Annotated in this window: 20 protein-coding genes; 12 read left to right on the top strand and 8 right to left on the bottom strand. The window is 40.0% G+C overall.

Annotation, left to right across the window (positions count from 1 at the left end):
- Positions 1 to 78 precede the first annotated feature (78 nt).
- On the top strand, positions 79 to 480 hold the full coding sequence (locus AB8M93_RS06340; RefSeq protein ID WP_373056737.1) for a Dabb family protein: 402 nt from the start codon (positions 79 to 81) through the stop codon (positions 478 to 480).
- A 9-nt stretch (positions 481 to 489) separates the two neighbouring features.
- Here AB8M93_RS06340 and AB8M93_RS06335 read toward each other — a convergent pair whose 3' ends face one another.
- Both AB8M93_RS06335 and AB8M93_RS06330 read right to left on the bottom strand, forming a co-directional pair.
- Positions 490 to 945 carry a hypothetical protein gene (locus tag AB8M93_RS06335; protein ID WP_489671756.1) on the bottom strand — a complete coding sequence of 152 codons (456 nt, stop codon included), beginning with the start codon at positions 943 to 945 and terminating at the stop codon, positions 490 to 492.
- 136 nt (positions 946 to 1081) lie between these two features.
- On the bottom strand, positions 1082 to 1363 hold the full coding sequence (locus AB8M93_RS06330; protein WP_373056736.1) for an NmrA family NAD(P)-binding protein: 282 nt from the start codon (positions 1361 to 1363) through the stop codon (positions 1082 to 1084).
- A gap of 225 nt (positions 1364 to 1588) precedes the next feature.
- On the opposite strand from AB8M93_RS06330, the gene AB8M93_RS06325 reads away from it, so the two are divergent.
- Both AB8M93_RS06325 and AB8M93_RS06320 read left to right on the top strand, forming a co-directional pair.
- Positions 1589 to 2965, top strand: coding sequence for a M16 family metallopeptidase (locus AB8M93_RS06325; protein ID WP_373056735.1), 1377 nt, complete (start codon positions 1589 to 1591; stop codon positions 2963 to 2965).
- A complete protein-coding gene (locus AB8M93_RS06320) occupies positions 2965 to 4353 on the top strand; it encodes a M16 family metallopeptidase (protein WP_373056734.1) in 1389 nt (462 codons plus the stop codon). The genes AB8M93_RS06325 and AB8M93_RS06320 overlap by 1 nt, the downstream gene beginning before the upstream one ends.
- A 99-nt stretch (positions 4354 to 4452) precedes the next feature.
- On the opposite strand, the gene AB8M93_RS06315 is transcribed toward AB8M93_RS06320, so the two are convergent.
- Positions 4453 to 4926 (bottom strand): c-type cytochrome, encoded by a 474-nt coding sequence (locus AB8M93_RS06315; RefSeq protein ID WP_373056733.1) that lies wholly within the window; start codon positions 4924 to 4926, stop codon positions 4453 to 4455.
- Between the two features lie 27 nt (positions 4927 to 4953).
- Complete coding sequence (locus tag AB8M93_RS06310) at positions 4954 to 6252, bottom strand: PQQ-dependent sugar dehydrogenase (RefSeq protein ID WP_373056732.1); 1299 nt, start codon at positions 6250 to 6252, stop codon at positions 4954 to 4956.
- Positions 6253 to 6567: 315 nt separating this feature from the next.
- Between AB8M93_RS06310 and AB8M93_RS06305 the strand changes: the two genes are divergently transcribed.
- From AB8M93_RS06305 to AB8M93_RS06270, 8 genes are all read left to right on the top strand, one after another.
- Complete coding sequence (locus tag AB8M93_RS06305) at positions 6568 to 7200, top strand: Crp/Fnr family transcriptional regulator (protein WP_373056731.1); 633 nt, start codon at positions 6568 to 6570, stop codon at positions 7198 to 7200.
- A gap of 78 nt (positions 7201 to 7278) precedes the next feature.
- Positions 7279 to 8079 carry a sulfite exporter TauE/SafE family protein gene (locus AB8M93_RS06300; protein WP_373056730.1) on the top strand — a complete coding sequence of 267 codons (801 nt, stop codon included), beginning with the start codon at positions 7279 to 7281 and terminating at the stop codon, positions 8077 to 8079.
- Positions 8080 to 8100: 21 nt separating this feature from the next.
- Positions 8101 to 8445, top strand: coding sequence for a rhodanese-like domain-containing protein (locus AB8M93_RS06295; protein ID WP_373056729.1), 345 nt, complete (start codon positions 8101 to 8103; stop codon positions 8443 to 8445).
- Between the two features lie 379 nt (positions 8446 to 8824).
- Positions 8825 to 10126: a cytochrome ubiquinol oxidase subunit I gene (locus AB8M93_RS06290; protein ID WP_373056728.1), complete on the top strand. Its 1302-nt coding sequence runs from the start codon at positions 8825 to 8827 to the stop codon at positions 10124 to 10126.
- 2 nt (positions 10127 to 10128) lie between these two features.
- Positions 10129 to 11172, top strand: a complete 1044-nt coding sequence (locus AB8M93_RS06285; protein WP_373056727.1) for a cytochrome d ubiquinol oxidase subunit II — start codon at positions 10129 to 10131, stop codon at positions 11170 to 11172.
- 44 nt (positions 11173 to 11216) lie between these two features.
- Positions 11217 to 12239 (top strand): MBL fold metallo-hydrolase, encoded by a 1023-nt coding sequence (locus tag AB8M93_RS06280; protein ID WP_373056726.1) that lies wholly within the window; start codon positions 11217 to 11219, stop codon positions 12237 to 12239.
- A gap of 149 nt (positions 12240 to 12388) precedes the next feature.
- Entirely contained in the window at positions 12389 to 13006 is a 618-nt protein-coding gene (locus AB8M93_RS06275; protein WP_373056725.1) for a class I SAM-dependent methyltransferase, read from the top strand.
- 49 nt (positions 13007 to 13055) lie between these two features.
- Entirely contained in the window at positions 13056 to 13748 is a 693-nt protein-coding gene (locus tag AB8M93_RS06270) for a nitroreductase family protein (protein WP_373056724.1), read from the top strand.
- Between the two features lie 25 nt (positions 13749 to 13773).
- On the opposite strand, the gene AB8M93_RS06265 is transcribed toward AB8M93_RS06270, so the two are convergent.
- The gene (locus tag AB8M93_RS06265) at positions 13774 to 15348 is read right to left on the bottom strand and encodes a M1 family metallopeptidase (RefSeq protein WP_373056723.1); all 1575 of its coding nucleotides are present in this window, start codon (positions 15346 to 15348) and stop codon (positions 13774 to 13776) included.
- Positions 15349 to 15576: 228 nt separating this feature from the next.
- A complete protein-coding gene (locus AB8M93_RS06260) occupies positions 15577 to 16266 on the bottom strand; it encodes an STING domain-containing protein (protein ID WP_373056722.1) in 690 nt (229 codons plus the stop codon).
- Positions 16267 to 16657: 391 nt separating this feature from the next.
- Here AB8M93_RS06260 and AB8M93_RS06255 point away from each other — a divergent pair, with 391 nt between their 5' ends.
- The gene (locus AB8M93_RS06255; RefSeq protein WP_373056721.1) at positions 16658 to 18124 is read left to right on the top strand and encodes a glycoside hydrolase family 130 protein; all 1467 of its coding nucleotides are present in this window, start codon (positions 16658 to 16660) and stop codon (positions 18122 to 18124) included.
- 9 nt (positions 18125 to 18133) lie between these two features.
- Here the strand turns inward: AB8M93_RS06255 and AB8M93_RS06250 are convergent, their stop codons facing one another.
- Both AB8M93_RS06250 and AB8M93_RS06245 read right to left on the bottom strand, forming a co-directional pair.
- Entirely contained in the window at positions 18134 to 19153 is a 1020-nt protein-coding gene (locus AB8M93_RS06250) for a glycosyltransferase family 4 protein (RefSeq protein ID WP_373056720.1), read from the bottom strand.
- Positions 19154 to 19156: 3 nt separating this feature from the next.
- Complete coding sequence (locus AB8M93_RS06245) at positions 19157 to 21499, bottom strand: glycosyltransferase (protein WP_373056719.1); 2343 nt, start codon at positions 21497 to 21499, stop codon at positions 19157 to 19159.
- Between the last annotated feature and the right edge of the window lie 170 nt (positions 21500 to 21669).

Here is a 21669-nt window from a genome sequence, read left to right as displayed (position 1 = left end):
ATTCCCTTCTTTAAACCATCATGTTGAATTTATAAAATGGAATTTTGTATTTTCAGCCTTATTTAAAATCTGTTGAATATGAGAAGCATTAAGAAAACCCTGATTATAATTGGAATATTTCTGGGTACCCAGCTGAGTTTCGGGCAGCAGGAAAAGGTGGAATTTGATAAACACTTTACCCATGTGGTTTATTTTTGGCTGAATAATCCTGATAGTCCAGAAGATAGGGAAGCATTCCAAACCTCCCTCCAAAAGTTCATGGATAATAGTAAGTATGCTCAAACTAAATTTATTGGAATCCCTGCGGAAACCCCTCGTGAGGTGGTAGATAATTCCTATACCTATTCTTTGATCCTCACTTTTCCTTCAAAAGAAATTCAGGATAAATATCAAAAAGAAGCCGCACACCTCACTTTTATTGAAGAATCTGAAGATCTATGGGAAAAGGTGCAGGTTTATGATTCTGTGATGCTGGAATAACCTTAAGTTCTAATTTTGCGTTTCCAAAACTTCCCTGACACCTATCCAGTTTCTTTTACCGTACCGGTGATTGTCCAATGGTTCAAGTTTTCCGTTGCCGCTTAACATATTGCGCAGGTACTGCATTCCCTGCCAGGGCGGGAAAATTTCCTTTTTCTGCGGAGCAACAAAACGGGTAAATCTTATCATGTTGTCCAGAACTTTGAGGCTGCCCAGCCTTAAAAGCTTGAAACTGGTTCCGTTGGCCTGAGAGGCAGAAAGTTTTAATTTTTCAGGGGAGCTCACTTCCCCGGCAATGCGCAGGTATCTTGGAGAATCTGCATCAAGCGCTGCCAAAGCTGTAAAAGCAGCGGTATCTTCTATAGTAGTAAAATCGAGCGGCTGGTGTTTGTCTCCCCAATACATTACCCGCTTCACAGGTTTAAGAATTAATGGAGCCTCTTTTTTCAGTAAATCTGTAAACATTCCGTTAAGTATGGAAGTAGCGGCGATTTCGGTTTTATTAATGCGCTCATGGAATTTTTTCCGCAGATCCAGGTTGCGGTTAGTACCTTCCGGAATTTTAGTAAAATCTATAGAGAAATCTGAAGGAATAAATCTTTTAACATTGGCCGCTATGGCAGCATCCAGGAGTTTTCCAACTCACCCCACTTATGGCTTTTACCAGATTAAGGTGATCATCATAATTTACTTTTACAACTTCGATATTTGCCTTTTGAAGCATGGCTATTTTTTCTTCGGAGCTTTCACGTCTCACTAAAGCCCTTGGCCTTGCACCTTCTTTTTTAAGATGCACGGCAATCTTATAACCTAAAGAGCCGGTTGCGCCTGCAATGGCAATAATGGTAATGGAATCACCGGTTTTTTCTGAATTATTTTCCATAAATAGAACTTTTTAATTACTGGATAAAGATGGAGTTGAAATGTTTATAAACAAATGGTTATATTTCAATTTACTTTTTGTTTCAAAATTTTCCCCTCTTCTTTTTTTGAAGATACCGTATTTCCTGATATCGAGGTATAAAATTTAATTGATGTAACAATTTCATTTCAAAGCTGACTTATAAAACGATATATTTATACATATTAACTGTTAAACCAATCACTTATGAAAAAAACTTTAATGATTTTTCTACTTATGGGAATTGCCTTTTCGGGTTTTTCGCAAAGTGAAAAAACTACAGAATTTCATGTCCCGGTAGAATATTATAAACTCGATAACGGGTTAAAAGTAGTCCTCTCCCAGGATAAAACCTCGCCAACTGTAATTGTTGCCGTTTATTATAATATAGGTTTCAGGATTGAGCCCAAAGACCGCACTGGTTTTGCGCATTTATTTGAACATATGATGTTCCAGGGCTCTCAGAACCTTGGGAAGATGGAATTTATAAAGCTTGTTCAGGAGAACGGTGGGGTTCTAAACGGGTCCACCCGCTTCGATTTCACCAATTATTTTGAAATTGTTCCTGCCAATAAACTGGAAACCATGCTATGGGCAGAGGCAGACCGTATGAAAGGTCTGGAAATCACCCAGGCTAATCTCACCAATCAGCAGGGAGTGGTAAAAAACGAGGTAAAAGTGAATGTGCTTAACCAGCCGTATGGTGGTTTCCCATGGCTGGACATGCCGCAATATGCTAACACTAACTGGTATAACGCCCATAATTTTTATGGGGACCTGGAAGACCTGGATGCGGCAAGCCTGGAAGATGTGGAAAGTTTTTTTAATACCTACTATTCTCCCAATAACGCGGTGTTAACCGTAGTGGGTGATTTTGAAATTGATCAGGCAAAGAGCTGGATTAAAGAATATTTTGCAGGGATTCCTAAAGCAAATCTTCCTGCTGCCCCGGATATTTCAGAACCAAGACAGGAAAAAGAAAAGCAATTTGTTAAAAATGATTCGCTTGCAAATAAGCCAGCTATAGCTATAGCCTATAATATGCCGGAACGCAACACGCCCGAATATTATGCCATGGGCCTTCTCGACCAGATCCTTGTTCAGGGAGACAATGCTTTGCTGCAGAAAAAACTGGTAGATGAGCTGGGATATACTTCCAATGTAAGCGGTGGCATCAATTACCTGGGAAATATGTTCAATTACAACGGCCCTATGCAGCTGATGTTTGATATTACTTATGACAGTGAAACTTCTAAAGAAGAAGTTGTTAATGCGGTAGATGAAGTAATTCAAAAATTGTCTCAAGAGGGTATTACTCAGGAAATGCTAAATGATGCCCTTGTTAAGATGCGTTCCCAGCTGTATGATGAACTGGGGGGTACTTTTGGCCTTGGCAGGGCAGATTTGCTTAGCAGTTTCGCTCTTTTTGATGACGACCCTTCACGCATTAACGAGCTTGAAGAGCAATTTAAAGAAGTTACCCCGGAAATAATGGAAAAGACCATTTCAGAATATCTACGGAAAACAAACCGTACGATTTTAACCGTAAATCCACTTTTGGCAAATAACGAAAAAACAAACTGATGAAAACTTCAATATATATTTTTATAATCGCCCTGTTCATGGTTTTTCCTGCCAATGCCCAGGACAAGCAAACTCCGCCCGAAGGAGGGGAGCCTAAAGGATTTACCCTGCCCGAAAAGGAAGTGGTAAATTATGACAACGGCTTAAAACTGGTACTGGTTCCTTATGGCAGTATCCCAAAGGCAACCATTAATTTCACCCTGAAGACCGGAAATATTAATGAAGCAGAAGACGAAGTTTGGCTGGCCGATCTTTTGGCAGACCTCATGGAAGAAGGTACCACTTTGGGTTACCCGGTAAAGGATACGCTTGCCGGCATGGGAGGTAATCTTAATATAGGAGTGGGCACCCATACCACAACGCTGAATACTAATGTACTTTCAGAATTTGCGCCGGAAGCGGTTAAAGTGCTGAGCGATGTTCTTGTGCATCCAAAACTGCCAGAGACCGAATTGGAGAGGTTAAAAAAGGATATGAACCGTAATATCACCGTTTCGTTGTCAAGGCCGGGAGCACAGGCCAGAAAAGAATTCTTTGCTGAAATTTATCCAAATCATCCTTATGGCAGGCTTTATCCTACTACCGAGATGGTAAATTCTTATAGCCTGGATAATGTTAAATCCTTCTATGACAAAAATTTTGGGGCGCAACGAACCACTGTTTATGTGGTTGGACAATTTGACAGCGAAGCAGTTAAAGAAGCGGTTCAAAATAAATTGAGCAACTGGAAAAAAGGGCCGGAAGCAAATTATCCTACTGCTAATCCACAGTCTAAAGGAGTGGTAAAAATCATTGACCGCCCGGGTGCGCCGCAATCCACCATTTATTATGGCTTACCCGTAGCCGATCCTTCTAGTGAAGATTATATTGCGCTGGATGTAACCAATTCTCTTCTTGGTGGTTCCTTTGGCTCACGTATTACCAGCAACATACGGGAAGATAAGGGATACACCTATTCACCGGGAAGTGCTTTATATACCAATTATAAAACAGGCTTATGGTTTGAAAATGCAGATGTTACTACAGAATTTACAGGGTCTGCTCTGGACGAAATCAAAAAAGAAATTGTTCGTTTACAAAATGAAGCGCCCGGGAAGGAAGAACTTCAGGGGATCCAGAATTATGAATCTGGCATTTATGTGTTGCAGAATTCAACTCCCGGAGGAATTATAAGTCAGCTTAATTTTCTTGATGTTCACGACCTGCCTGAATCTTTTCTGATAAATAAGGTGGAAAAAATAAATGCCGTAACGCCTGAACAGGTTCAGGAAATGGCTAAAAAATACATCCAGCCTGAAGAAATGACCCTTATCGTGGTTGGGGATAAAGAAAAAATTAAAGACCAGGTAACCGAAACTATAGACCAACCTGTAGAAAATAAAGAGTAGAAATTCTCAGGAGATCTCTGGCTCTCGTTTTAAAAAATCAAAAGAGGCATAAACGCAGAAGTTTATGCCTCTTTATTTTCAGCAGAAAACATTTATTGCTTACTTCTCCTGGCTTTCCCTTACCGCCTTGACCTCTGTGGCACTTATTGCTTCGGCCTCATTGCCAAAATTATTCCTTACATAAGAGAGTACTGCAGCTATTTCTTCATCCTTTAGATAATTAAAAGGAGGCATACTGTTAGAATAGGTTTTACCCTTTACTTCCAGCCCTTCGTTGGCACCATTTAATACGATGCCTATCAGTCTTTCCTTGTCTCCTAAAACATATTCGGTTTCCTGAAGTGGCGGATTTAAATTAGGTACCCCGCTGCCGTTGGCCTGATGGCAGGTTACGCAATATTGAGTATAAATGGCTTTACCTTCGGCAAATTCAGCGCTTTCTGAAGTTTGATTATTCTGTTCCTGTTGCGTTTCCTGGTGCAACTGGATTTGCCCTTCCTCTTTATCATTTTCAGCAGCATTTTTACAGGAGGCGAGTGCAAGCAAAAGAGCTGGAATAAAAAGGTATTTCAAATTTTTAGTCATTTTAGGAAAATCTGATTAATAGGTTATTTTAAAAATGGTTCCGCCGGCATCATCAGAGACATACAAAGCCCCGTCTGGTCCCTGTGCAAGTCCGGTAGGGCGGTGTTCAGCATCACCTGGGGATTCCACAGTTTCAGTTCCTGCAAAACCATCGGCAAAAATCTCCCAGTCCCCGGAAGGTTTCCCATTTTCGAAAGGAACAAATACCACAAAAAATCCTTTTTGAGGTTCCGGCGCACGGTTCCAGGAACCGTGAAAAGCTATAAACGCCCCATTTTTATATTTGGCCGGGAACATCTCGCCAGTGTAAAATAGAAGAGCGTTTGGCGCCATATGGCCGGGAAAGGCCATTACAGGATCAATTGCTTCTGGGGCGCCTGTTTTTTCACCATCCCCGCCGTATTCGGGAGCCAGGATCTTTTTGTTTTTATTCTGGTCATAATATATATAAGGCCAGCCGGCATCATCTCCTTCATTTAAGGCATACATGGTTTCTGCCGGAAGTTCAGCAGATTGCTCTTCAGTATACATATCGGGAAACATCCCATGCAACTGGTCGCGCCCGTGTTGCATTACAAATAGCTGATTGTTTTTTGCATTCCAGTCCAGGCCAACCACGTTTCTTAAACCGGTGGCAAAGCGGGAATTCCCGTCATAGGTTTGCTTAAGCTTATCTGCGCGGAATCTCCAGATGCCACCTGCAGAATCAAGAATAGGGCAGGGGCGCTGTCCCGGAGATCCTTTGGTACGGTCCTGCTCCTGGCAGGCATTGGAATAGGCACCAATATTTACATAAATGTTCCCACTGTTATCCAAAACAATAGATTTGGAATTGTGCTGTCTTCTGTCAATGAGTCCGCTTATAATGGTATCCGGCTGGTCCATATTTTCCGGCATTCCCTGTGCATTAAGATTATACCTGAAAACAGTGGTATTGGAGGAAGCGTAAAGCTTGTTGTCTTTTATAGCCATTCCGGTTCCGCCATAATCAGCAAAACCCTGTTTATCATCTGCCTTCCCGTCATCATCTGTATCAGAAAGCATTATAATGCCATTTCCATCGTTTACAGCATTCAGTTTAACAAAAAGGTTTCCCGATTCTGTGAGGGCCATATGTCTTGGTTCTCCGAGATCTTCAGCAAAAACGGAGGCGCTAAAACCCTCGGGCAATTTTAGCTGGGTATCATTCTTAACTGCCGTACTGTCTTCAGAGGCTTCAGCATTAGCGTTTTTAGGATTGTCATTACAGGATGTGGCACTAAAAAGCAGCAATCCCACGGCCAGGCTGCTAATTTTTAAATTAATATTCTTCATAGAATTCTTTTTAAGATGGTTATAGTTTGCAATACTTTTAATGTGAAGATAAGCAAGATTGAGGAAAGAAAGCCATTGCAAAAGAATTTCTTAAGGTTTACCACTTATTTTTGACTGAATTTTTCTTTTTAGAGGATATTTATAATTTAACTGAAGCGCTATTTATTATTGCTAATCCCTACTGATTTTGTTGATAAAGTAAAAGTAGTAGAAATAATTTCTAAAATTATTGTAAAGGATAAACATGAGGTTGTTTTTTAGAAATTCCCAATGTTCCTGAAATTCTTCCTATTTTTATTCATGTAAAAAAAAGTTATGCAGGACCAGCTTCGCGAAGCCTACCATTTTATATTTGAAGATGAACTCTTAGAGGAGATCTCCAGGGTTGGGGTACTAAAATGTGTAGTAGCCAATGAAAAAATTATTGAGATAGGGGAATTTGTAAAATCCATGCCATTGCTACTTGAGGGAGCTATTAAAATTTTACGTGAAGACCACGATGGGAATGAACTGCTACTGTATTTCCTGGAACGTGGTGACACCTGCGCCATGACCCTTTCCTGTTGCATGGGCCATACCAAAAGTGAGATAAGGGCAGTTACCGAAATGGATACCCGTCTCATAATGATTCCCATAGAAAAAATGGAGGAGTGGACGGCAAAATACAAAAGCTGGCGCAATTTTGTTTTTGAAAGTTATCACACACGCCTTAGTGAAATGCTTGATGCAATAGATGCCGTTGCGTTTTTAAATATGGACGAGCGGCTGCTGCGCTATTTAAAGGATAAAGCCAAAATCAATCATAACGAAACCCTGCAGGTTACCCATCAGCAAATTGCATACGATCTTCATACTTCCAGGGTGGTGATTTCCAGATTGCTGAAAAAACTGGAACTTCAGGATGAAATAAAATTAAACAGAAACAACATTCGCCTTCTTAAGCTGTAATTACAGGTATTGTAACCCTTGTTACTGTGCGGGATTCTAATTGCATTTATTTTTGCCCCTGAAAATAAAATCTGCTAAATGGAAATAACAGAAATCCTCGGCTATTTTGGGGCATTAACTATAGGAGTGGTTTTAGGATTAATAGGCGGGGGCGGTTCTATTTTAACTGTGCCCGTGCTGGTGTACCTTCTTGCTATTAACCCGGTAACCGCTACAGCTTATTCTTTATTTGTGGTAGGGACATCTTCCCTGGTTGGGGCTATAAATAATATCAAAAAGAAACTGGTAGACTTTAAAACGGCCATTGTATTTGCTATTCCTGCTTTTATAGCGGTTTATTTAACGCGCAAATTTCTGGTGCCTGCCATTCCGCATCAGCTGTTCAGCATTGGAGGCTTTGAGATTACAAAAGATATCGCCATCATGTTGTTTTTCGCAATAATTATGGTGTTGGCTTCGGTTTCGATGATACTGGAAAAAAAACCTGAAGTAAAACCATCGGGGAAAGTACAGTTTAACTATCCGTTGATCATTATTGAAGGGGTTGTGGTGGGAATGCTCACCGGGATTGTAGGTGCCGGCGGCGGATTCCTTATTATCCCGGCCCTCGTGCTGCTCGCCAAACTGCCTATGAAAAAAGCGGTGGCCACATCCCTGCTCATTATTGCCATAAAATCTCTGATAGGTTTTATTGGCGATGTACAAAATCAGGAAATTGAGTGGAAGTTTCTATTAATTTTCACGGGGCTGTCTATATTAGGCATATTTCTTGGTGTGTATCTTAATAGATTCATAGATGGTGGAAAACTAAAGAAGGCCTTTGGATGGTTTGTATTATTTATGGGAATTTACATCATCTGGAAAGAAATTAACCCTTAAAATAAAAAGGAGAATCTAAAAATGCGATTTTTCACATCCCTGTTTGGCAAGCCCGGTGCAGCCGTTAAAAAAGTAAATGTTCTTAAAAAACCTGATTTTATGAAACGTCTTAAAGAACTTAATGGAGTTCTTATAGATGTACGTACACGTAAAGAATTTCTGGAAGATCATATTCAAAGTGCCCGTAATATTAATTTTAACGATACAGATTTCTTAAAAAAGTTCACAAGATTCAATAAGTCCCAGGCCTTGTTTATTTATTGCAGGAGTGGAGCAAGGAGCCAGCGGGCAGCAAGAAAACTGGCAAAAAATGGTTTTACTGAAATCTACAATCTTAAAGGCGGGTTCATGTCCTGGCAACAATAACATTAAGCCCCCAAATTTTGCCACCAGTGCAGTGATCTCAAAGGCTGCATTGGTGGCTTTTTTATGCCGGCCCGCTTCAATTCCTGGTGAGGATTGCCAGATCTTTAAAAGCTGCTAAGATAGATATCCTGCTGTTAATATTTTTAGCCTTACGTTTACTTGTAGGCGCTATAACACTAAATATTTTCTGCGTTTTAACATTTTGAAATAGCTCTTAAAAGCTCATGCCACCCATAAATTTTTACCTAAATTTATTTCTGAATTTTAGCAGTAAAATCATGAATTTCCAGGGCTTAATATCATGCTGAAAAATAATGTCTTTTTGCATTTGTTTATTGTTTCAAACCCTTGATCACTGCTTAAATCCAGATTTTATTACATGGAGAATTTAGATTACGCCCGGCTGCAAATGGCCTTTACCTTAGGCTTCCATATTATCTTTGCCTGTATTGGCATGGTGATGCCGTTTTTTATGATAGTCGCTCACAGGAGATGGCTTAAAACTAAAAATCCGCTCTATCTAAAGCTTACAAAAGCCTGGCTTAAAGGAGTGGCGATTTTTTTTGTGACCGGCGCGGTTTCCGGCACCGCTCTTTCTTTTGAACTTGGAATGCTCTGGCCCGAATTTATGAAACATGCCGGCCCAATTATAGGAATGCCGTTTTCCTTAGAAGGAGCGGCATTTTTTGTAGAGGCCATTGCTTTAGGATTTTACCTTTACGGTTGGAACAGGCTGCCGGAAAAATTCCACTGGTTTACAGGAGTAATTATTGGCATTTCCGGTGTGGCTTCAGGAATTCTGGTGGTTTCCGCCAACGGCTGGATGAATGCTCCCTCAGGTTTTGATTATGTAGATGGAGATTTTATTAATATAGATCCCGTAAAGGCTTTGCTTAATCCGGCATGGTTTACCCAGGCCCTGCACATGACGCTGGCGGCATTTGTAGCCACCAGTTTTGCAGTAGCCGGGATTCATGCCTATCAGGTTTTGCGCGGCAATCATCCTCAACTTCATAAAGAGGCATTTAAAATAGCCGCTTTCTTCGGGGGAATAGCTGCTATTCTGCAACCCTTAAGCGGCGACCTCTCCGCAAAAGATGTAGCGGAAAGGCAGCCAGCAAAACTCGCCGCTATGGAAGCACATTATGAAACCGAAATAGGCGCGCCGCTTTTTATAGGCGGAGTTGTAGATGAGGAAAATAAAGAAGTAAACCATAAAATTGAAATTCCTAATGCCCTTTCCTTCCTGGCATTTGGCGATTTTGATGCCGAGGTAAAAGGCCTTAATGAATTTCCAGAGGACGAAATTCCGCCGGTATCCATTGTTCATTATGCTTTCCAGGTGATGGTAGGGATTGGGACTTTGCTAATGCTTTCCGGTCTCCTGTTCTTTATAAGCCTGAAGAAAAAGTCATGGAGTAATAACCGGAAATACTGGTGGTTTTTTATGCTGCTTGCCCCGCTGGGTTTTGTTGCCCTGGAGGCAGGATGGGTGGTTACCGAAGTAGGCCGCCAGCCCTGGATTATATACCAGGTTATGCGCACCAGTGAAGCCGTAACTCCAATGCCGGGAATGAAATTCAGCTTTTACATGTATGTGGTAGTATATATCACCCTGGCGTTTACCGTAACCTGGTTAATGAAACGCCAAATTAAGGCTCTAAATGCAGATACAAAATAGCTATGTTATACCTGGTCCTGTTTTTTACCCTCTTCTCTTTTTTACTCTATGTGCTCCTGGGGGGTGCCGATTTTGGGGCGGGCATTGTTGAACTTTTTTCTTCCCGGGAAAATAAAAAAATTAACCGCGATACTATTTATAAAGTGATGGGGCCGGTTTGGGAAGCTAACCATATCTGGCTCATTATCCTTATTGTAATTCTCTGGATTGCTTTTCCCGTATATTTTAATATTATTATAATTTACCTCCATATCCCCTTAACCCTGGTGCTCATGGGAATTACCATGCGGGGGGTTGCCTTCATCTTCAGGCATTATGATGCTGTTAAAGACAAGTCCCAGTATCTTTATAACGCCATGTTTAGAATCTCCAGTCTTATTACACCAATTTTCCTGGGAATGTCTTTTTCGGCATTAATAGGAGGAAAAATCACCCTCACAAGTGATTATTCCCAACATTCTTTTCAGGAAATATTTATGTTTCCCTGGACCAATATTTTTTCCCTGCTGGTTGGTTTATTTTATGCCGCCCTGTGTGCCTTTCTGGCTTCTACGCTTCTAATTGGAGAAAGCAAGGGAGAGATAAGGCAAATGTACAGCCGTAAATCAAGGATTTTTACCAGTGTTCTTGTAATATTGGGTTTCCTGTTAATTGCTTACGGCTACATTACAGAAGTTGCTTTTATTGAAGATTTTATAACAAATCCGGTTTCCATTGGTGCGGTTTTATTGTCCGGGGTTTTATTGATACCTCTGTGGAGATCTATAAAAAAGCAGAACAGGATTGGCAGCCGTTACCTTGCCGGGCTGCAGGTTATCTTAATTCTCTTTGCGGCACTTTATGCACATTATCCTTACATTATTATTACCGCGCAAAAGGAAGTTAACCTTCTGGAAGGGGTGGCACCGGAATCTGTAATTACTACCCTGGGCATATCTCTAATTATTGGCGGATTGATTATCTTACCAGGGCTTTTTCACCTGATGAAATCATTTAAAATGATTAAGGTATTTGAAAAGGATGCAGAAGAAGCAGGAGATCATTAATTAAATTCAATATAGTGTCAGGAATAAAGGAACTAAAAAAATCAATGGGCAAAAACCCTGAAGGGGAGCGGCTCGAGAGAATGGAAAAAGTTTCAAATTTCTCGAACGGCAAGTTTCAGAATGTGCAGCCTACACAGGTGAGCCCGGAAGCTTCCATGCTCAGCATTCTAAAAGATTTCATAAATAAACCCCAATCGGTTACGCCTTCCAAAGAGCTGCCTAATGTAAAGACCAACCTTAAAGCGCTTAGTTTAGATAAACCGGTAATAGTATGGTTTGGGCATTCTTCTTATTTTATAGATTTCAACGGGTTTAGGATTCTAATAGATCCAGTTTTTAGTGGAAATGCCTCTCCTGTAAGTTTCTTCGGAAAATCCTTTCCGGGAGCAGATCAATATGAAATTGAAGATTTTCCGGATATAGACTTATTAATTCAAACACACGATCATTATGACCATTTGGATTACCCAAGTGTGCTGAAGCTAAAGTCTAAAGTGAAAAAAGTGGTGACTTCTCTTGGGGTTGGTGCGCACCTGGAGTACTGGGGAATAGCCCCTGAAAAAATTACCGAATTGAACTGGTGGGAACATCACCAGGTAAATCCGCAGTTAAAAATTACTGCAGCTCCTGCAAGGCATTTTTCGGGACGCGGATTTTCCCGGTTTCAAACCTTATGGTCTTCATTTATTCTTGAAATAGGAAATTATAAGTTCTTCCTTGGAGGAGATTCCGGGTATAGCAACCAATTTAAGGAGATAGGGGAGAAATTTGGGCCATTTGACCTGGCTTTTATGGAGTGTGGGCAGTACAATGAGAACTGGCCGCAAATCCATATTTTCCCGGAGCAGATAATTCCGGCAGCACAGGAACTAAAGGCAAAAATGGTTTGGCCGGTGCACTGGGGCAAATTCAGCCTTTCCCTGCACCCGTGGAATGAACCCATACAGCGGTTTACAGCGGCTGCTAAAAAAGCAAGTTTGTCTTATATTTCTCCAAAAATTGGCCAACCTGTTACTTTTGGGGAAGATTTTCAGCAGGATGACTGGTGGAATTTTGAAAACAAATAAAAGATTATCACATAATAAGCTGGCAACAGAATTGATGGAATGGGCCCTCCTGGAATTTGCCGGAGTAGAAAATAGATTTGTAGAAAAACTGTTTTCCCTGAGCTCGGGATTCATCATACTAAACGATTTATTTCTTAATATAAAACTTAATGAAAGACCTCAAAACCCACTGGGATGAAATTTACAGGACAAAGCAATGTACAGAACTAAGCTGGTACGAGCCAATGCCCGAGACCTCCCTTAATTTTATTAAAGATTTTAACCTGGAAAAAGATAGTGCCATCCTGGATGTTGGAGGCGGAGACAGTGTACTGGCAGAATTTCTTCTTGCACAGGAGTACCAAAACCTGAGCGTCCTGGATATCTCTGATGAAGCCCTGGAATGTGCAAAAGCGCGCATTGGAGACAGGGCCGGCGAAGTAAATTGGATCCAGGCTAATGTCACTTCTTTTCAACCCAAAGAGCAATACGATCTTTGGCACGATCGTGCTGCTTTTCATTTTTTAACTGATGAGGCCGATGTGCAAAAATACCTGGAGGCTTTAAAAAAAGCTGTAAAAGCAGGGGGATATGTGCTTATGGCCACTTTTGCCAAAAATGGGCCGGAAAGCTGTAGTGAACTGCCGGTAAAAAGATATGGGATAGGAGAATTACAGGATCTTTTTGAAGAAGGATTTCGCACCCTAGGTTGTAAAAATGTAGATCATACCACGCCTTCAGGAGAAGTACAAAGCTTTACGTTTTGCAGTTTTCAGAAAAGAGACTGACGGGGACTTCAAAAATTATTTTTCATTTTAAATTTCAAAAAACTGCTTCATGCACCAAGAGGATGAAATTTTTAGAGACGGTTACCGTCATATCTCTTATCGTGGGGAAAAGTTTTCTTCCGAAGAAATGCTGGAGAGAAGCCGGCAGTTTTATAAGTGGCTAAATAAACGCCGCTCTGTTCGGGATTTTTCTAATGAGCCCGTGCCGCGGGAAGTAATTGAAAATATCCTGAAATCGGCCTCTACCGCACCGTCCGGAGCACATAAGCAACCCTGGACCTTTTGTGCCGTTTCTAATATAGCCCTTAAAAAGAAAATAAAAGCGGCTGCAGAAGAAGAGGAAAAAGAAAATTATAACAACAGGATGAGTTCCCGCTGGAAGGAGGAGCTAAAGGCATTGGGAACCAATGAGCATAAGCCTTTCCTGGAAACTGCGCCATGGCTCATCGTGGTTTTCAAGAAAGTTTTTGAGCTGGAGGAGAACGGGCAAAAATCTAATAATTATTATGTAAATGAGTCGGTTGGAATCGCCTGCGGAATGCTCATTTCGGCTATACATCATGCCGGGCTGGTTACGCTAACCCATACGCCAAGTCCCATGAATTTTTTAACTGAAGTTTTGCAGCGCCCTGCTAATGAACGCGCTTTTCTCCTGTTACCCGTAGGGTATCAAAAGGAGCTTGCATACGTTCCCGATATTAAACGCAGAAGCCTTGAGGAGGTAAGTTGCTTTTATGAATAGAAGAGAAGGTAAAAATTGTTAAAATCTAATTGGCGGCTTCATAAAGCAACTTCACATTAGGGTCTAATTTTATTTCAACAGGTTTTTTGACCGCATTAAAATTGAAATTTTCCTTTTTCTTGTCTATGCTGAAATTCTTAATTTCTGAAGAGCTATCGGCATAAACCACCTTAATTTCCAAGGGAAAAGTAAAGTTGTTCTTTTGTTGTTGGGCAAGGCTGAAAGTAATTGTTCCATTTTTGTAATTCCATTCGGTTTTTAGAACCGGATGCCCGTATTGCCTTAACCACTGGTTAAAGAAATTCTGAAGGTCTTCTCCTGAAACTTCTTCAAAAACCTCCTGCAGGTCTTCAGAAGTGGCATTGTTAAGCTTGTACTCCTCATAATATTTCCTTATGGCTTTCCAAAAATTTTCATTTCCAACTTTTTGCCGTAACATATGTAAAACCCAGGCTCCTTTTTGATAAGAATTGGGATTTAGGAGTTTCATATAATTGGTTTGTGTACTATCTATAATGGGTGTTTTAGTGGTTTTGCTGAAGTTGATGACCTTGATTTTTTCTTCCATCAATTTTTCATCCAGTTTCTGCTTGCCATATTTCGCTTCGGCATATAAATCGGTAAAATAAGTAGCAAAACCTTCGCTTAGCCACAACTGCGGCCAGTCAGTTTCTGAAGCAGAATCGCCAAACCACTGGTGGGCGATCTCATGCGCCATAAGAAACTCTGCACTGCGGTCGCCTTTTACCGAATTTTCAGAATAAAAAATATTGCCGGCATTTTCCATTCCGCCATAACGGGTGGTAGATTGTACGTTGGCAAGTTTGGAATAGGGATAAGGCCCCACATTTTCTATAAACCAGGAAAGTATTTCCCGGGCCTGGGCATAATCATAAAATCCGGCTTTTTTATTTTCAGGATAAACCCAGCTGGAAACAGGAATATGGTTTACTTCCTCCAGATTTTCAACCGCAAATTCTGCAGCGCCAAACACCATCACTTTGGTGGGCAGGGGGACCTCGCTACTATAAAAATACTGGGTTTTGTCCTTCCCGATATTAGTAATTTCTTTTAATTTCCCGTTGGCGATCACCTGGTAATGAGAGGGCGCGGTAACTTTAAAATCTACAAAAGCTTTATCTGAAGGATGGTCTATAGTAGGAAGCCAATGGTGAGCCCGGTTTGGCCAGTTATCTCCAAAAAAAGTATGGTTTCCAAATTTATTTTTGCTGATAATAAGCCCGTCCCGGGGTATTCCATGGTAGTAGATCCTAATTACGCCGGAATCTTTTCCTGTTGAAATAAGTAATTTTTCAGCCTCTTGTGAAAATGTTAATTTTTTGTTCCTGCCAATAACGCTGTCAACCTTCATTCCTTTTCCTGTATGGTTAGGACTCACCAGGTCCAGCAACAGCTTGTCTTTATTGCTTTTTAAGCGATAATCAATGTCAGCTTCAGCAAATATACTGTCATTTTCATCATTCAGCTCAATAGAGAAAGTATATTTATGGATATCTGTATCCAGCTCCTGGCAGAAGGTTTTTTCAGCAAAAAGGATTGCAAAATTCAATATGGATAATATCGAAATTCTAAGTTTCATCTAACTGGTTTTGGGCCTAAAATACAGCTTTTAAAGGATTCTGAAAATGCTAAGTTTTTATAAACTACCAAGATCTTTTACTGGAGCTTTATAATATTCTTTGAGCAGCCGTAAATAATTATTACAGTTGATAGAGCTTAGCCATTAGCCTGAAACTTTTTGTATACAATTTGCTGTTGCTTTACATAGTGAGGTGTAGTCTCACATCAACCAAACTACAGCTTATTTTTAATTCACCATTCTCTTCATCATTTCGCCCGCGGCAGGCTTTAAGTGAAAATTAATGCTCGTATCTATGCGGGACCACAATTTTTGAAACTCCTCATTGAAGGAAGAAAAATACTTGAGGGTTTCTTTATTGATCTTCTTTAGAGAATCCAGGTCTGGATCAACATAAAATTTTAGAGCAAAGAGCGTCCTTGGAATATCTTCAATAATAATCTTATTCTTCTTGATTTTTGCATAAACAAAGAAGGGATGGTTATAAGCATCAGAATCAATATAGGCGATCTTATATGAACTCTTTATTTTTGCAAATTTCTTTTCAAAAGCCAGGTAGGAATTGGCAAGATTAATATGAATTGTGATGTGATCTGGATCGAATTCTTCTTTTCTATGTTGAAAAATGAACTTAATTTTATTCCTGCCTTTTGCTTCAATTAGATTGCAAATCTTCTCTACAAAATTCTTGTAATAGCCATAGGCGAGAGCCCTGGCAACACTTTTTCTATATTCCCTTATTTTTAATAAGAGCATAGTGATAAAAAGTAATAAAAAAGTAAAGATGGCTAATGTTATAGCAAATTTAGGATCTAATTTTTCTTCATAAAACTGTAAGTAGGCCAATACGGTAGGTACAAAAGAAGTAAATGCTTCCTTGATAAAACCCAGTGTGAAAATAAGCCTCAACTTAGTCATTTCCCCAGCCCCATTCGTTAAATTAACTACAACAAGATAATCAATTCCCTGGTGATGTATCTGTTACTTTTATCTAAAATAGGCCACACTACACCTAATGTAATTATTTTTTTTACGGCTTCTTTCACAGAGCCTTGTTCACGCTCCTGCCATGCATTGCAGTGCCCATTTATTAATAAAGACATTTATCAGAACTTTTTTCATACTTTCTTCTTTAACAGATAAAAAATATGAATGTATCGCGAAGGATGCTTAATTGTACAAAGGTGATCATCACTTCTGCTTTGTAAAACCTTTCAGGAATTCCAGAATCCCCATTGTGATAATTTTAGAGATTTTATTTAATAAATTAAAGTACATTTAGAAGAACTTCAAAATTCTTTTTAAAAGTATGCGGGTAAGGATAGAAAGAAAAAGTTTAAAATTCCTGCCGGATTCCAGCAGGGTGGTGGCACGTTTCTTTAATAATGGTGAATCCCGTACCCGTAATCTTATAGCACGCATTATGGCTATGACTCAACATGAGTTAAATCATGAGCTCGAGCATACGCTTCGGGATTTTAGCGGGCGGCACAGAAATATTTCCAGGATTTTTTTCAGGCATTTTGAGAATGTAAGGGCTACGCTGGAAGCCATGGAAATAGATCATCAGGAACTTTCTGAAAAAAGAAAAATGCTAATTGGTTCCTATTGCACTATGGAATATTCCATAGAATCTGCCGCATTTTTTAATCCTTCCATTATTGAAGATTTTGATCAGTCTTTCCTGGCAGAAGGGGAAAAAAGAGTTTTACTATCTTTTAGAGCTACGGGAGAAGGCCATCTCTCTTCTATAGTATTTCGCAGAGGTATACTGGACAAGCATAACGATCTTCATATCATGAAGATTCGAAATCATATTGATGCGGCAACTATTGGGCAAAAGAAATCTTACAATAAAGAGCGTTTTGTAGAAAAGATGAAGGAGATGGATATTCCGGATAAATATTCTTCAGTAATTATGGATTCTCTTCCTGAACATTTTGAGTACCATGTGCTTAAAAAAATTGTAGAAGATCTTTTGGAAGATCGTAATATAAGTCAGGACCGGCGAATGGCTTTGGAAGAAATGACCTGGCTGGTAGATTCTTATTATGATCTGGAATTCAAAATTGATTCTGATATTTCTGAAAGGGTGATATTTCCAATTTCCGCTTCTGAAAGCCGCGGGATCGAAGATGCCAGGTTTGTGCGGTTTACTGAAGATGATGGCTCTCAAAAGGTTTATGCCACGTACACTGCTTTTAATGGTCACACCATTATTCCAAAATTACTTTCTACTGAAGATTTTTACACTTTCCGGATTATGCCAATGCATGGCGATGGGGCCCAAAACAAGAATCTGGCTCTTTTTCCGAAGAAAATAAAAGGGAAATACGCCATGCTGGCTCGTATTGATGGGGTAAATAATTACCTGATGTATTCTGAGAGGAATACGTTGTGGACCAATCCGGAAATCATTCAAAGGCCCAAATTCCCCTGGGAATTTACACAAATAGGAAACTGCGGTCCTCCCCTGTGGACTAAAGATGGCTGGCTTGTTCTTACACATGGGGTAGGGGCGATGAGGCGGTATTGTATTGGGGCTTCTTTATTTGATCTTGAAGATCCTTCAAAAGAAATAGGCAGGCTTAGAGAACCTTTACTTTCTCCCCTGGAAGAGGAGCGGGAAGGTTATGTGCCTAATGTAGTCTATTCCTGCGGCGCGCTGATACATAACGAGAGTCTTATTTTACCTTATGCGGTGTCTGATTATTCTTCAACCTATGCGGTTGTTAATTTGGCTGAACTTTTATATGCCTTAACCACCAACCAGTAGTATTAGAATTTAATATTTATAGTTTTTTAGAATGTTCCTGTATAACGCAAGATAGTTTTCTACCATTTTGCCGTTGCTAAAATTGTGCAGTGCATGCTCCCTGCAATTTTCTGGGGAGATAAGGTGTAAAGATGCTACTGCTTTCACAGCTTCTTGAAGAGTATTTACTAAAAAGCCCGTTCTACCGTCAAGAATAAGTTCTGGCATGCTGCCCCTGTTAAAGGCAATTACCGGGGTACCACACATCATGGCTTCAACCACGCTTAAGCCAAAAGGCTCCTCAAAAGATATAGGATGAAGCAGGGCTTTTGCATTTCCTAAAAGTTCCTTTCTAAATGCAGGATCGGCATTTCCCAGGTACTCCACCTTTCCACTATATAGATGAGGTTTTACCAGGGTTTCAAAATATTGATTATCCTGTATAAGGCCCGCCATCTTTAATTTATGACCACTTTTAATGGCAATCTCAATAGCTGTGTGAGCTCCTTTATGGGGATGGATTCTTCCAAAGTAAAGCAGGTACTCCCCTTTTTCTGGGCAATAGGGAAAATCTTCCGGAGCTATACCGTGATGTATGGTGCTTAGGTAATTAAGAGACGGATGTCTGTCTGCTTCTGAAATGGAGACGTAATAAGTAGTAGCATTATATTTTTGATAAACGGGCAAAATTTTAGGGGAGGAGAAACCATGAATAGTAGTGAGCATTGGGGTTTTAATGAGGGCCGAATAGGTGAGGGGTAGAAAATCAAAATGGTTATGAATAAGATCAAAATTCCCGGCCTGCTCCATAAGATTACTAATATGAAGGCTTTCCCAAACCTTGGGATCAGCTTCCGGATCTTCGGCATAACCATGCTTACAAACCCAATGTAGCGCGCCGGAAGTTATGGAATCTCCCGTTGCAAAAAGGCTGGCTTCAATTCCTGATTTTAATAATCCCTCGCAAATAGTTGAAGCTACCTGTTCCCAGGGGCCGTAATTCCTTGGTGGTGTTCTCCAGGCAATAGGGGAAAGTATGGCAATTTTCATTGCTTAATCGTCTTTTTGAAGCAGGGCTATTGCTGTTTTTTGGGTATTTTCTGAAGAAACTTCAGGAAAAGAAAGCCGGGCAAGTAAGTAACTTAAGCTGGATTCTGCTCCCTGGTTAAGATTCACATAAGTGTCTTCCAGGCCATCATAACATCCACCAGTACAGGGGTTGTAAATTATACGATGCAGATGGTTATTTCCCAGAAACCAGTTAAACGCGTGCTTTTTCTTCAGCTCGTATTCATCCTCTTTAAAGATCTTGCTGAATTTTTCCATCGCAAGTATGGTATAACTTACATCTATAGGTTGTTCTCCTCCCATACTTACTTCTTTTACATCATCACCTTTATGCAACCAGTTTTTATTAGAAATAACACACAGGCGATCATTCTGGAATATTTTTGAAAGCAGAAAGTCAAAAGATGTTTTTGCTACTTTCCTGAAACTTTCGCTACCGGTGGCCAGGGCAGCACATAGCATTGCTTCTGAAAGTACAGAGTTACCGTAAGTTAAATAGGACTCGTACCACAACCAGGACCCGTTGGATTCATGGCGAAACATTTGAAGCATTCTTTTGGCAAATTTGTCTATAAGGGATAAATGAAAAGCCGAATCTTTTTTCAGGTTATAATAATAAAGGCCTTTGATAATGAAAGCCATGGCCCTGGTGGAATGGATCTCCTCAATAATACAGGCTGTTTCTTCTATAATCTGCCCAGCTTCTTTTATTTCTTGCTGAAGTTTTTCGGGAAGTATATCTGCCACGTAATAAAAATATCCCAATGCCCACAAGGCCCGTCCAGTGGAATCTTCCAGATTTACCGAAGAATTCTGACTGGTAAAATTTTTACCGGCATCTACATAATTAAGGAAAGTAGCATCGGGTTGATGGCAATATTTTATAAAATTGAAATAGATTTTTATATATTTAATGGCTTCTTTTTTGCCGGTACATTCATAATATCTGCACATCGCAATTAATGCGCGGGCATTGTCATCCAACGTATATCCCGAAGATATATCCGGTTGTGAAATGACCGCAAACTGGATGATCCCAAAATCTGTAGTTAGATTTTTGATATGGTCGGGATTAATATCGGGTATTTTAAACTCTAACTCCAGCTGGTTGCTTACTGCTTTTTTGAATAAAATGGCATGTGCAATAGCAGCGTTTTGCCATGCGGTATGGGCAGTGGCATGTAAGGCGTTAAAAGAGAGGTTTTTCCTCAGGTTGTTATCCCTCAAAAGCTTTCTCACTGCCTCGCCTAGTTGGTTGGGATTTCTAAAATCGACAATAATCCCTTTATCGTTTCCCAATACTTCTATGGCATGGGGAATAGGAGTAGAGATTATAGGGCATCCGCAGCTAAGGGCATAAGAGAAAGTACCGCTAACCGCCTGATTGGGATCCCTGGAAGTGAACAGGTAAATGTCAGAAAGTTGCAAATACTCCAGTAATACAGGGAGTTCTACAAATCGATCAATAAATTTTACATGCCTGTTCAGGTCGAGATGTTCTATTTTCTCCTTTAGCATTTGCCGGTAGCTTTCACCTTCCTGCTTTTGAAGGGAAGGATGGGTTTTTCCAATTATAAGGAAGAGAACATCAGGAATTTCCTCAATAATAGAAGGGAGGGCTTCTAAGGTGGTTTCAATACTTTTTCCCGGGCCCAGTAAGCCAAAAGTTGAAAGGATTTTTCTTCCTTCAAAATGATATTTTTCTTTCAGAACTTCACGGCCTGTGTGCTTAACCAGGTGAGTGCCATGCGGGATTATCTTTATGGAGTCCCTGGATATGCCATATTCTTTCTGAAGAATTTCTGAAGAATTTCTAGTCATTACCGTTAAGAAATTAACCCTATGGGCAATATCCCTTACGTAAGATTTTAGATGAGCTTCCGGATTTGGAAGTACGGTATGGAAGCATATAACAACGGGTACCTGTACAGATTTCAGAAAAAGGAGAAATTCATTTTCAGTATTCTTAAAGAATCCAAATTCATGCTGAATAACAACCAGTTTAATTGAAGTGTTTGCTACGATATGGTTTAAAACACCAGGATACGATTCGGTATCATCAGTATCAAGAATTAATTTTACTTCTTCTGCATAAGCATGCTTTTCAAATTTGGATTCCAGTGCACAAATCCGGATTTCAAAAGAATTTTGGAATTGATTTTTTAAAGCCTCTAACAAGTCTTGGGAATAAGTAGCTATTCCGCATTCCCGGGGTGGAAAAGAAGTAATCATTAAAATTGCCGGGAGTTCTTTTTTAGAAGTAACTTCTATGGGATTATAACCTGTCCAATATTTTTGCCTGCTTCTTGTCTTGTTTGCTGTCTTCATCACCCACCGCCCTAAATTAATTAAAAAAGAAGCTTTTATACAGCTTTCTTTACAATCTCAAGATACTCTTATTTATGATTATAAAGCCCTGGTTCTTCTGGTAAAGTATTGTTAAACCTTTCTTGTATTTATTTTTTAGCCTTGACTTGAGATGAAGCTGCAAATCGCGT

This window comes from Autumnicola aciditolerans, assembly GCF_041679265.1.
Taxonomy (GTDB): domain Bacteria; phylum Bacteroidota; class Bacteroidia; order Flavobacteriales; family Flavobacteriaceae; genus Autumnicola.
The sequence above is the reverse complement of the archived record's forward strand: the minus strand, read 5'-3'. Positions and strand labels throughout refer to the sequence as shown.